Here is a 12,450-nt window from a genome sequence, read left to right as displayed (position 1 = left end):
ATCGTCAGGTTACTCTCGCTCCATCATGACGAGTGTGAAGACTCCCGCCGACGAGGTCGAAGCCCGGGCGGTACAGGACGAACTGCGCCATCGGGTCGTGCTCACCGAGTCCGGCCCGCCGCCGGGCCGCGGGCTGGTCACGGGGGTGGACGTGGCCTACGACGACGAGCGCGACCTGGTCGCCGCCGCGGCCGTGGTGCTCGACGCCGCCACCCTGGAGGTCGTCGAGGAGGCCACCGCCGTCGGGCACGTCAGCTTCCCGTACGTCCCCGGGCTGCTCGCCTTCCGCGAGCTGCCGACCGTCCTGGCCGCCCTGGACGCCCTGACCACCGGGCCCGGCCTCGTCGTCTGCGACGGCTACGGCCTCGCCCACCCGCGCGGCTTCGGCCTCGCCTGCCACCTCGGCGTGGTGACCGGGCTCCCGACGATCGGCGTCGCGAAGAACCCGTTCACCTTCACCCACGAGGAACCGGGCGCCCGGCGGGGCAACGCGGCCGCGCTGCTCGCGGCCGACGGGGCCGAGGTCGGGCGGGCGCTGCGGACGCAGGACGGGATCAAGCCGGTCTACGTCTCCGTCGGGCACCGGGTCTCGCTGGACAACGCCTGCGCCCACGCCCTGGCCCTGAGCCCCCGCTTCCGGATCCCCGAGACCACCCGGCACGCCGACTCCCTGTGCCGCCGCGCCCTGCGCGAGGCCACGGCTTAGGCCGCTTCTCCCGGACCGCCCGGCCCCGGCCCACCGACGGCCCGGAGCCGGGCCCGGCCCCGGCGGCGTCAGCGGGCGTCGGCCACCCGGAAGGTGATCCCCGCCTTCCGCAGGCGGTCGACGAGGGCGTCGCCCATCGCCACGGCCGTCGTCAGCTGTCCGGCGGCGTCCGGCAGGGCGTCGTAGGCCAGGCACAGCGCCGACTCCGCCAGCATCTTCGCCGTCTCCCCGTAGCCCGGGTCGCCGCCCGACACCTCGGTGAGCACGCGGCGGCCGCCGCCCTCGCCCACGAACCGCAGGCTGAACCAGCTGCGCGCGCGGCGCTCCGCGTCCGGCCCGGAGCCCGGCTCCCAGCGGTTCATCAGCCACTGCCGCGCCGGCGGCACCTGGGCCAGGGCCACCGTCGCGCCCAGCGCCGCCGTACCGCCGACCGCGACCGGGAGGTGCCGGACGGAGGCGTAGTGCCGGTAGCGGAAGTCCGGGCCGTACCGCTCCAGGGCGGCCGCCGACCGGGCCACGATCCGCGGGTCGAGGGTGGGCAGGGGCAGCGCCCAGGTGCCGGTCTCCCGGCTGAACCGCGGCGCGCCGGCCGGCCCGCGGGCCCGCCGCCCGAGCAGCCGGGGCTCGTGCAGCCGGCGCCGGCGGGCGGCCGCCAGGGTCTGGGGCCCGCGGGACAGCGCGGTCAGCGCGGAGGCCAGGGTCCCGCCGGAGAAGAGGGCGTTGGACCGGACGAATCCGTCGACCGTCAGCGGCACCCCCTCCGGCAGCTGCCGGACCGTGAAGTACGCCCCGAGGTCGGCCGGGATGGAGTCGAAGCCGCAGGCGTGGACGAGGCGCGCACCGGTCTCCCGGGCCCGCGCGTCGTGCTCCACGTACATCCGGTCCACGAACTCCGGCTCTCCGGTGAGGTCCACGTAGTCCGTGCCCGCGCGGGCGCAGGCGGCCACGAGGGCGGCCCCGTACCAGACGTACGGTCCCACGGTCGTGGCCAGCACCCGCGTGGACGCGGCCAGTTCGCGCAGGGCTCCGGCGTCGGCGGCGTCCGCCCGCAGCAGCGGCAGCGCCGCGCACGCCGGGTCGATCCCGGCCAGCCGCTCGCGCAGCCGCTCCAGCTTCGCGAGGTCCCGGCCGGCGAGGGCCCACCGGCAGCCGGCGGGCGCGTGGGCGGCCAGGTACTCGGCGGTGAGCGCCCCCACGAACCCGGTGGCGCCGAAGAGCACGACGTCGTAGGCCCGTTCGGGCCGGTCCTGCGGGACCCGTGCGTTCATGAGCGCTCCTCCCGGGTGGGGGTCGGTGTGTCAGTGTGTCGGCGGTGCGGGTGGCGTCGGTCGTGCCGGTGGTGGCCGAGGCTAGCGTGACGCCCCGCGGTCCGCGCGGGCAGGTGTGGCGGGAACCGGCCCCCCCCGGTACGCGCAGCGCCCCGGGAGCGGCCTTGCGGCCGCGCCCGGGGCGCTGTGAGAGCCACCTGTCGGTGGATCAGCCCTGCTGGTACAGGCCGAAGAGGTCGACGACGAGGTCGATGTCCTCCCAGCCCTGGTTCCAGAAGTCGACGATGCCGTTGCTCCCGGTGCTCGCCTGGACCAGGTTCGGGACGGTGTCGCCCTTCGTCCAGTTCAGGTTCGAGGAGTTGGGCGGCGTCGGCCAGAATTCGGTGCCGTTGTCGTAGTCGTCCATCGAGTTCGGGTCCGGGGTGACCGTGAGGAACCCGTCGCCGTTCGTGTTGGTGACCGTGGAGTTCATCACGAAGCCGGTGATGCTCGGCGCGTTGTACGAGAGCGGCATGTAGACGTAGCTACGGGCGCCCAGCGGGCCCCAGGCCCAGGTCGCCGCGTCGCGGGTGTCGAGCAGACGCTCCGGCTCGAGCGGCACGAAGGCGCTCGTGCTGTCCTTGCTGTAGAAGCCCACGACGTCGACGACGACGTCGGTGCCCGCCCAGGCGCCGTTGAAGACGCTGATCTTGCCGTCCGCGCCGACGGGCACGATCACCGAGTTGGCGATCGTCTGGCCGGGGGTGAAGTTCAGGTTGGACGCGGTCGGGGTGGCGCCGCCGCCCGGGAAGACCGACAGGTGGCCGGCCTCCTTCGGGTTGGTGACCGTCACGTTCAGCGCCACGGCGGTGATGCCCTGGGGCACGCCGCGCAGGCCGCTGATCTGGGTCGAGAAGGTCTTCCGCCCGCCGAGCTGGCCCTTGACCGTGCCGAGGCCCTCGCGGGTGTCGACGAAGCGGGAGGGGGTGATCGGGGTGTAGCCGCTGGACGCGGTGGAGCTGAAGTAACCCGTGACGTCCGCGATCAGGTCGACCGACTGGCCGCCGCGGTTGGCCAGCTCGACGTAGCCGTTCTTGCCGACCGGCACGATGACCAGGTTCGGGACGGTCTGGCCGGCCTTGAAGTTGACGTTCGACGTGGTCGGACGCTCGGTGCCCTCGGGGAACGCCGTGATGTGCCCGGCGCTCGTGGTGTTGGTCACCGTGATGTTGAGGACGACGGCGGTGACCCCGGTGGGGATCGCTCCGTTGCCGCCGACCTTCACGCGGGTCGAGCCGTACGGGGCGACCTTGCCCTTGACCGCGCCGGTCCCGTCACGGGTGTCCAGCAGGCGGGTGGGCGCGTACGGGGTGAAGTCGGAGCCCTGGGTGACGAAGACGACCTCGTTCACGGCCGAGACGGCGTTGGCGGTGTCCTTGACGGTGACCTTGACCGTGTAGGAGCCGACCTCGGCGTAGGTGTGGGCCGTGGTCAGCGTCGTGTCGCCGGACGCGCTCAGCACGTCCGTCTTGCCGTCGCCCCAGGCGATGGTGACCTCGAGCGTGCTGGGGGCGCTCGTGATGACGGTGTCCAGCTCGACCCCGTGCGCGGTGGTGCCGTACGCGTACACGCCGACCGCGAGGTCGGGGTTGGCGGCGACGGACTGCGCCTGCGGGGCGGCGGCCGCCCCGGTCTTCCCGGCGGGCAGGGCCTTGCGGACCGAGCGCTCGGCGGGGCTGGTGAAGGCGTGACCCTGCGCCTTGGAACCCTTGGTCTTGCCCAGGTCCAGGTCGGGAACGGTCGCACCGTGGGCGTCGGGGTGAGCCGGGTCGGCCTGTGCCACGCCCGGGATCAGACCCACGCCTGCTGCTATCGCGGCAGCGGAAATTACAAGTCGGCGACTGCGCACCGGCCCCCCATATTTCTGGTTGAACGCTTGAACAAGTTCGAAAGCGTGTTCAGAGTACACAGCCCCCCGGCGAATGATCAGGGGGGTGGCGCTACATCTTGGCCTCGCTTTCGCCGATCCAAACACAGGGGGTCGACGGATACCGACCCAACGCCGCACGGGGGCTTGTGCTCGGTGGAACGCGTTCCTAGCATCACCGGTGTTACATCAGTTGTGTCATACAGCCGCACACCTCGCACACCAGAGCCGCTGGGGGCCCGATGGCAGTGACAGGGAACGGGAACCGGGACGAGAGCGGGCCCGGCCCGCTCGCCGGACTGCGCGTCGTCGAGCTCGCGGGCATCGGTCCCGGACCGTTCGCCGCCATGCTCCTCGCCGACCTGGGCGCGGACGTCGTACGCGTGGACCGGCCCGCCGGCGGCGCTCTCGCGGTCGACCCCGCCTACGACCTCACCAACCGCGGCAAGCGCTCCGTCCTGGTCGACCTGAAGTCCGCCGACGGGCCCGCCCGCGTCCTGGACCTGGTCGAGCGGGCGGACGTCCTCGTCGAGGGGTTCCGACCCGGGGTCGCCGAACGGCTCGGCGTCGGCCCCGCCGACTGCCACGCCCGCAACCCGAGGCTCGTCTACGGACGGATGACCGGCTGGGGCCAGCAGGGCCCGCTCGCCCAGAGCGCCGGGCACGACATCGCGTACATCGCCGTCACCGGCGCCCTCGGCATGATCGGCAACCCGGGGGAGCCCCCGGCCGTCCCCGCCAACCTGGTCGGCGACTACGCGGGCGGCTCGCTCTACCTCGTGATCGGGGTCCTCGCCGCCCTCCAGCACGCCCGGACCACCGGCACCGGCCAGGTCGTCGACGCGGCCATCGTCGACGGCACCGCCCACCTCACCGCCATGATCCACGGGATGATGGCGGCCGGCGGCTGGCAGGACCGCCGCGGCGCCAACCTGCTCGACGGCGGCTGCCCCTTCTACGGCACCTACGAGACCTCCGACGGCGGGTACATGGCGGTCGGCGCGCTGGAGCAGCAGTTCTACGACACCTTCACGGAGCTCCTCGGCATCGCGGACCGGGCCCCGGCCCGCAAGGACCTCGCCCGCTGGGGCGAGCTGCGCGAGGTGGTGGCCGCCCGCTTCAGGACCCGTACGCGCGAGGAGTGGACGGCGGTCTTCGAGGGCACCGACGCCTGCGTCGCGCCCGTGCTCTCGCTGCGCGAGGCCCCGCACCACCCGCACCTGGCCGCCCGCGGCACCTTCACCGACTTCGGCGGGATCACCCAGCCCGCGCCGGCGCCCCGCTTCTCCGCGACCCCGTCCGCCGTCACCGGCGGCCCGGCCCGGCCCGGGGCGCACACCGAATCCGTGGCCGCCGACTGGGACGTACCGGCCCTGCTCCCGAAGGACGTCTGATGGAACTGTCGATGATGCTCGACTACGCCGGTGACCCGCGGCAGGCGGCGGACCGGGCGGCCGAGCTGGAGGCCGCCGGGCTCGACGCGGTGTGGGTGGCCGAGGCCTGGGGCTTCGACTCCCCGACGATCATGGGCTACCTGGCCGCCCGCACCGAGCGCATGAAGATCGGCTCGGCCATCCTCAACGTCTACTCCCGCACCCCCGGCCTCATCGCCCAGACCGCCGCCGGCCTCGACGCGCTCTCCGGCGGCCGGGCCCTGCTCGGCCTCGGCGCCTCCGGCCCACAGGTGGTCGAGGGGTGGCACGGGAAGCCGTACGACAAGCCGCTCGGCCGCACCCGCGAGACCGTCGAACTGTGCCGCCGGATCTGGCGCCGCGAGACGATCGACCACCACGGCATCACCGACATGCCGCTGCCCCCGGAGCGCGGCAGCGGGCTCGGCAAGCCCCTGAAGATCCTCACCCGGCCGGTGCGCGACGCGATCCCCGTCTACATCGCCTCCCTCGGCCCGGCCAACGTGCGGATGACCGCGGAGATCGCGGACGGCTGGCTGCCGACCCTCTTCATCCCGGAGAAGGCCGCCGCGGTGTGGGGCGGGCCCCTCGCCGAGGGCGCGGCCAAGCGGGCGCCGGAGCTCGGCCCGCTCCGGACCGTCGCCGGGGGCCTGCTCGCCATCGGCGAGGACGCGGCCGCCGTACGGGACCTGGCGCGCCCGCAGATCGCCCTGTACGTCGGTGGCATGGGCGCGGTGGGCAAGAACTTCTACAACGACCTCGCCGTGGCCTACGGCTACGAGCAGGAGGCCCGCAAGATCCAGGAGCTCTACCTCTCCGGCCGCAAGCGCGACGCGGCCGCCGCCGTACCGGACGAGTTCTGCGAGCTGATGACCCTGTGCGGGCCCGAAGGCTACGTCCGCGAGCGCGTCGAGGCCTTCCGGGAGGCGGGCGTCACGATGCTGAACGTCACGCCCGTCGGGCCGGAGCCGGCCCGGCTGATCGAAACCGTCAAGAACTGGCTTTAGGGAGCCGACCGATGAAACGCCAGATCTTCGACGCCGACCACGAGGCGTTCCGCGAGACCGTGCGCACCTTCCTCACCAAGGAGGTGCTGCCGCACTACGACCAGTGGGAGAAGGACGGCATCGTCAGCCGCGAGGCCTGGCGGGCCGCGGGCCGGCAGGGGCTGCTGGGCCTCGCCGTCCCCGAGGAGTACGGCGGGGGCGGGAACACCGACTTCCGCTACGCCGCCGTGATCGCGGAGGAGTTCACCCGCGCGGGCGCCCCGGGGCTGGCCATCGGCCTGCACAACGACATCATCGGCCCGTACCTGACCTCGCTCGCCACCGAGGAGCAAAAACGCCGCTGGCTGCCCGGATTCTGCTCCGGGGAGACCATCACCGCCATCGCGATGACCGAGCCGGGGGCGGGCTCCGACCTCCAGGGGATCCGCACCACCGCCGAGGACCGCGGCGACCACTGGGTGCTGAACGGCTCCAAGACCTTCATCTCCAACGGCATCCTCGCCGACCTGGTGATCGTGGTCGCCAAGACCACCCCCGAGGGCGGGGCGCACGGACTGTCGCTGCTGGTCGTCGAGCGCGGCGCGGAGGGCTTCGAGCGCGGCCGCAACCTCGACAAGATCGGCCAGAAGTCCCAGGACACCGCCGAGCTGTTCTTCCACGACGTCCGCGTCCCGAAGGAGAACCTGCTCGGCGAGCTGAACGGGGCCTTCGTCCACCTGATGACGAACCTCGCGCAGGAGCGGATGGGCATCGCGATGGCCGGCATCGCGGCCGCCGAGCACCTGCTGGAGATCACCACACGGTACGTGAAGGAGCGCGAGGCCTTCGGCCGTCCGCTGTCCAAGCTCCAGCACATCCGCTTCGAGATCGCGGAGATGGCCACCGAGGTCGCGGTCACCCGGACCTTCCTCGACCGGTGCATCACCGACCACTCGAACGGCGAACTGGACCACGTGCACGCCTCGATGGCCAAGTGGTGGGCCACCGAGCTGCAGAAGCGCGTCGCCGACCGCTGCCTCCAACTCCACGGCGGCTACGGATACATGACCGAGTACCGGGTCGCGCGGGCCTTCACCGACGGCCGCATCCAGACCATCTACGGCGGCACGACCGAGATCATGAAAGAGATCATCGGCCGCTCCCTCCTCGGCTGAACCTCCCGGAACCCTTCCGCCCAGAACACTCCGAAAGGCTTGACCAGTGAGCACCGAAGCTTACGTATACGACGCGATCCGCACCCCGCGCGGCCGCGGCAAGGCCAATGGCGCCCTGCACGGCACCAAGCCGATCGAGCTGGTCGTCGGACTCATCGACGCCCTGCGCGAGCGCAACCCCGGCCTGGACCCCGCCGCCATCGACGACATCGTGCTCGGCGTCGTCGGTCCGGTCGGCGACCAGGGCTCCGACATCGCCCGGATCGCGGCCATCGCGGCGGGCCTCCCGGACACCGTGGCCGGCGTACAGGAGAACCGCTTCTGTGCCTCCGGCCTGGAGGCCGTCAACCTCGCCGCCGCCAAGGTCCGTTCCGGCTGGGAGGACCTGGTCCTCGCGGGCGGCGTGGAGTCCATGTCCCGCGTCCCGATGGCCTCGGACGGCGGCGCCTGGTTCAACGACCCGATGACGAACTGGGACGTCAACTTCGTCCCGCAGGGTATCGGCGCCGACCTGATCGCCACCATCGAGGGATTCTCCCGGCGCGACGTGGACGAGTACGCCGCCCTCTCGCAGGAGCGCGCCGCCGCCGCGATCAAGGAGGGCCGCTTCGCGAAGTCGGTCGTCCCGGTCACCGACCGCAACGGCCTGGTCGTCCTGGACCACGACGAGTTCGTCCGCCCCGGCACCACCGCCGACACCCTCGCCAAGCTCAAGCCCTCCTTCGCCGACATCGGCGAGCTCGGCGGCTTCGACGCCGTCGCCCTGCAGAAGTACCACTGGGTCGAGAAGATCGACCACGTCCACCACGCGGGCAACTCCTCCGGCATTGTCGACGGCGCCTCGCTCGTCGCCATCGGCTCCCGCGAGGCGGGCGAGCGGGGCGGGCTGACCCCGCGCGCCCGGATCGTCTCCGCCGCCGTCTCCGGCTCCGAGCCCACCATCATGCTCACCGGCCCCGCCCCCGCCACCCGCAAGGCCCTCGCCAAGGCCGGCCTGACCATCGACGACATCGACCTGGTCGAGATCAACGAGGCGTTCGCGGGCGTCGTGCTGCGCTTCGTCAAGGACATGGGCCTCTCCCTCGACAAGGTCAACGTCAACGGCGGCGCCATCGCGCTCGGCCACCCGCTCGGCGCCACCGGCGCGATGATCCTCGGCACGATCGTCGACGAGCTGGAGCGCCAGGACAAGCGCTACGGCCTCGTCACCCTCTGCGTCGGCGGCGGCATGGGCGTCGCCACGATCGTCGAACGCCTCTGAACCGTTCTGTCCCCAGACCCTCCTCCGCACGGACCGACACGAAAGCAGTGACCATGAGCGAGTCCACCACGATCCGCTGGGAACAGGACGAGACCGGCGTCGTCACCCTCGTCCTCGACGACCCCGACCAGTCCGCGAACACGATGAACCAGGCCTTCAAGGACTCCATCGCCGCGATCGCCGACCGCGCCGAGGCCGAGAAGGACTCCATCCGCGGCATCATCTTCACCTCCGCCAAGAAGACCTTCTTCGCGGGCGGCGACCTCAAGGACATGATCCGGCTGCGCCCCGAGCACGCGCAGCTCGCCTTCGACACCGGCACCGAGATCAAGCGTTCCCTGCGCCGCATCGAGACCCTTGGCAAGCCCGTCGTCGCCGCCATCAACGGCGCGGCCCTGGGCGGCGGTTACGAGATCTGCCTCGCCTCCCACCACCGCGTGGCCCTCGACGCCCCCGGCTCCAAGATCGGCCTGCCCGAGGTCACCCTCGGCCTCCTCCCGGCCGGCGGCGGCGTCACCCGCACCGTCCGCCTCATGGGCATCGCCGACGCGCTGCTCAAGGTGCTGCTCCAGGGCACCCAGTACAGCCCGAAGCGCGCCCTGGAGAACGGCCTCGTCCACGAACTGGCCGAGACCCCCGAGGACATGCTCGCCAAGGCCCGCGCCTTCATCGACGCGAACCCCGAGTCGAAGCAGCCCTGGGACGTGCCCGGCTACAAGATCCCGGGCGGTACGCCGGCCAACCCGCGGTTCGCCGCGAACCTCCCGGCCTTCCCGGCCAACCTGAAGAAGCAGCTGAACGGGGCCCCGTACCCGGCCCCGCGCAACATCCTGGCCTGCGCCGTCGAGGGCGCCCAGGTGGACTTCGAGACCGCGCTGACCATCGAGGCCCGCTACTTCACCGAGCTGGTCACCGGGCAGACCGCGAAGAACATGATCCAGGCGTTCTTCTTCGACCTCCAGGCCGTCAACGCCGGCCGCAGCCGCCCGCAGGGGATCGAGCCCCGCGAGGTCCGCAAGGTCGCCGTCCTCGGCGCCGGCATGATGGGCGCGGGCATCGCGTACTCCTGCGCCCGCGCGGGCATCGAGGTGGTCCTGAAGGACGTCAGCGCCGAGGCCGCCGCCAAGGGCAAGGCGTACTCCGAGAAGCTCCTCGACAAGGCCGTATCGCGCGGCCGGAGCACCGAGGCCCACCGCGCCGAGCTGCTCGCCCGGATCACCCCGACCGCGGACGCCGCCGACCTGGCGGGCTGCGACGCCGTCATCGAGGCCGTCTTCGAGGACACCGCCCTCAAGCACAGGGTGTTCCAGGAGATCCAGGACGTCATCGCGCCCGACGCGCTGCTGTGCTCCAACACCTCCACCCTGCCGATCTCCGGCCTCGCGGAGGGCGTGAAGCGGCCCGCCGACTTCATCGGGCTGCACTTCTTCTCGCCCGTCGACAAGATGCCGCTCGTCGAGATCATCAAGGGGCAGCAGACCGGCGACGAGGCCATCGCCCGCGCCTTCGACCTGGTCCGTCAGATCAACAAGACCCCGATCGTGGTCAACGACTCGCGCGGCTTCTTCACCTCGCGCGTCATCGGCCAGTTCATCAACGAGGGCGTGGCCATGGTCGGCGAGGGCATCGAGCCCGCCTCGATCGAGCAGGCCGCCGCCCAGGCCGGTTACCCGGCCAAGGTGCTCTCCCTGATGGACGAGCTCACCCTCACCCTGCCGCGCAAGATCCGCAACGAGACCCGCAAGGCCTTCGAGGCCGAGGGCCGGACCTGGACCGAGCACCCCGCCGACACCGTCATCGACCGGATGGTCGACGAGTTCGGCCGCCCGGGCCGCAGCGGCGGCGCGGGCTTCTACGAGTACGACGAGAGCGGCAAGCGCTCCCGCATCTGGCCGGGCCTGCGCGAGCACTTCGCCAAGCCGGACGCCGAGATCCCCTTCGAGGACATGAAGGAGCGGATGCTCTTCTCCGAGGCGCTGGACACCGTCCGCTGCCTCGACGAGGGCGTCCTCACCTCGATCGCCGACGCCAACATCGGCTCCATCATGGGCATCGGCTTCCCGGCCTGGACCGGCGGCGTGATCCAGTACGTCAACGGCTACGAGGGCGGGCTGCCCGGCTTCGTGGCCCGCGCCCGGGAACTGGCCGCCCAGTACGGCGAGCGCTTCACCCCGCCCGCCTCCCTCGTCGAGAAGGCCGAGCGCGGCGAGACGTACGGCGACTGATCCCGCCCGCCCCGGGCCCGCCCGCGAGCGGGCCCGGGGCGGCCACCGCCTACCGGCCGGAGTCGGCCAGGAAGGCGAAGGTGGTACGGGCCTCGGTGCCGTCCGGGGCGGACCAGGGGGCCAGCACCCGCCCGCGGACGCCGTCCGAGGCGGGGGCCGGGCCCGTACGCAGCTCCCGGGCCAGGGTCAGGGCCAGCACGGGCCGCTCCAGCCCCACCGGGCCCACCGTGACGACGGTGGCGTCGGCGGTGTCCGTCACGAGCCCGGGACCGGTCAGGCCCGCCGGCACCCCGGCCCCCTCGGAACGGATCTCGACCGTCGGGTCGGCAACCCCGCTCTCGCTCTGGGCCTGCGCCGCGGCCCGGCCCGCCAGCAGCGCGAGCAACTGCTCGACCAGGACCGGGTCGTGGGCGCCGTCGTAGACCCAGCGGCGGCCCAGCACCCCGTGCTCGGAGGTGCCGATCAGGCCCTCTCCCGCGCCCTCCAGGGGCGCTCCGCGGTAGGTGAGCGGGACCTGGTAGGTGACGGGCGTGTCCCCCGAGGTGTCGGTGACCACCATGAACTCGATGCCCACCTCGCCCTCGGGGTCGTCGAGCCGGAAGCCGCCCGCCTTGGCGAGAGCGGCCGGTCCCTTCGCGCCCCGGTACCAGGGCCGCGACGGGAGCCAGTCGGCGAGGAGTTCGAGTTTGCCGGGCGACATCGTGGTGCGGTGAATGACTGCCATGTGCCCTGAACCTACCCGGATTCGGAGGTGAACGCCGCCCGCAACTCCTCGCGCAGGGACCGCTGGAAGGCCGTCACCAGGGCCTGGACCACCATCGGCTGCATGTGCGCCGACAGCGCCTTCATCGACTCCACCCGCTCCGGATCGCTCTCGTCCCGCGTGAACGGGCCCCACACCTCGTCCCGGAACAGCGCCGTCAGCTCGTGCGCGGCCGACCTGGCGTGCTCCATCAGCACCCTGCGGGCCGCCAGGATCGTCTCGTGCGCGATCGGCACGTCGAGCAGCGCGACCCCCAGCCGCAGCAGCCCCACGTCCACCCGGAACCCGTCACCCGAGGCGGCGAGCACGTTCATCGCCGTCAGCCGCCGCACGTCGGTGTCCGACAGGGCCCGCCCGGCCCGCTTCTCCAGCTCCTCGCGCGAGACCTCCCGGGCCGCGTCCGGAGCCCAACTGGCCACCACGGCCCGGTGGATCGCCAGGTCGTGGGCGCTCAGGTCGTCGGGCAGCGCGTCCAGATAGCGCTCGATGGCGGACAGGGTCATGCCCTGGTGCTGCAGCTCCTCGATCAGGGCCAGCCGGGACAGGTGCTCCGGCCCGTAGTGGCCCACCCGACGAGGGCCGATCACGGGAGGGGGCAAAAGCCCGCGGGTGCTGTAGAACCGTACGGTGCGCACGGTGACACCCGCCCTGGCCGCCAGCTCGTCGACGGTGAGCATCGGCTCGGTTGCCTGGTCGGCCATCGTCTGCGCCTCGCTCTCTGCTCCACAGCTTGGGTTCAACAGTATTG

Annotated in this window: 10 protein-coding genes; 6 read left to right on the top strand and 4 right to left on the bottom strand. The window is 72.4% G+C overall.

Annotation, left to right across the window (positions count from 1 at the left end):
• Positions 1-25 precede the first annotated feature (25 nt).
• Positions 26-706, top strand: a complete 681-nt coding sequence (locus tag ACZ6JT_RS05680; RefSeq protein ID WP_469207490.1) for an endonuclease V — start codon at positions 26-28, stop codon at positions 704-706.
• Positions 707-774: 68 nt separating this feature from the next.
• On the opposite strand, the gene ACZ6JT_RS05675 is transcribed toward ACZ6JT_RS05680, so the two are convergent.
• Both ACZ6JT_RS05675 and ACZ6JT_RS05670 read right to left on the bottom strand, forming a co-directional pair.
• Entirely contained in the window at positions 775-1,974 is a 1,200-nt protein-coding gene (locus tag ACZ6JT_RS05675) for a saccharopine dehydrogenase family protein (protein ID WP_469207488.1), read from the bottom strand.
• Positions 1,975-2,182: 208 nt separating this feature from the next.
• Positions 2,183-3,796, bottom strand: a complete 1,614-nt coding sequence (locus ACZ6JT_RS05670) for a PKD domain-containing protein (protein WP_469207486.1) — start codon at positions 3,794-3,796, stop codon at positions 2,183-2,185.
• Between the two features lie 326 nt (positions 3,797-4,122).
• Here ACZ6JT_RS05670 and ACZ6JT_RS05665 point away from each other — a divergent pair, with 326 nt between their 5' ends.
• Genes ACZ6JT_RS05665 through ACZ6JT_RS05645 form a run of 5 tightly spaced genes read left to right on the top strand, consistent with a single transcriptional unit; the run spans position 4,123 to position 10,939 of the window.
• A complete protein-coding gene (locus ACZ6JT_RS05665; RefSeq protein ID WP_469207484.1) occupies positions 4,123-5,274 on the top strand; it encodes a CaiB/BaiF CoA transferase family protein in 1,152 nt (383 codons plus the stop codon).
• Positions 5,274-6,299: an LLM class F420-dependent oxidoreductase gene (locus tag ACZ6JT_RS05660; protein ID WP_469207482.1), complete on the top strand. Its 1,026-nt coding sequence runs from the start codon at positions 5,274-5,276 to the stop codon at positions 6,297-6,299. Before ACZ6JT_RS05665 ends, ACZ6JT_RS05660 begins: the two co-directional genes overlap by 1 nt.
• Before the next feature lie 11 nt (positions 6,300-6,310).
• Positions 6,311-7,453, top strand: coding sequence for an acyl-CoA dehydrogenase family protein (locus ACZ6JT_RS05655; RefSeq protein ID WP_469207480.1), 1,143 nt, complete (start codon positions 6,311-6,313; stop codon positions 7,451-7,453).
• 46 nt (positions 7,454-7,499) lie between these two features.
• Complete coding sequence (locus ACZ6JT_RS05650; protein WP_469207478.1) at positions 7,500-8,714, top strand: acetyl-CoA C-acetyltransferase; 1,215 nt, start codon at positions 7,500-7,502, stop codon at positions 8,712-8,714.
• A 53-nt stretch (positions 8,715-8,767) separates the two neighbouring features.
• Positions 8,768-10,939, top strand: coding sequence for a 3-hydroxyacyl-CoA dehydrogenase NAD-binding domain-containing protein (locus tag ACZ6JT_RS05645; RefSeq protein WP_469207476.1), 2,172 nt, complete (start codon positions 8,768-8,770; stop codon positions 10,937-10,939).
• A gap of 49 nt (positions 10,940-10,988) precedes the next feature.
• Here the strand turns inward: ACZ6JT_RS05645 and ACZ6JT_RS05640 are convergent, their stop codons facing one another.
• The gene (locus tag ACZ6JT_RS05640; protein WP_469207474.1) at positions 10,989-11,663 is read right to left on the bottom strand and encodes a maltokinase N-terminal cap-like domain-containing protein; all 675 of its coding nucleotides are present in this window, start codon (positions 11,661-11,663) and stop codon (positions 10,989-10,991) included.
• Between the two features lie 11 nt (positions 11,664-11,674).
• On the bottom strand, positions 11,675-12,403 hold the full coding sequence (locus ACZ6JT_RS05635) for a MerR family transcriptional regulator (protein ID WP_469207472.1): 729 nt from the start codon (positions 12,401-12,403) through the stop codon (positions 11,675-11,677).
• Positions 12,404-12,450 lie beyond the last annotated feature (47 nt).

The organism is Streptomyces sp. NPDC046308 (genome assembly GCF_055588065.1).
This window is presented reverse-complemented; position numbering and strand designations above follow the sequence as displayed.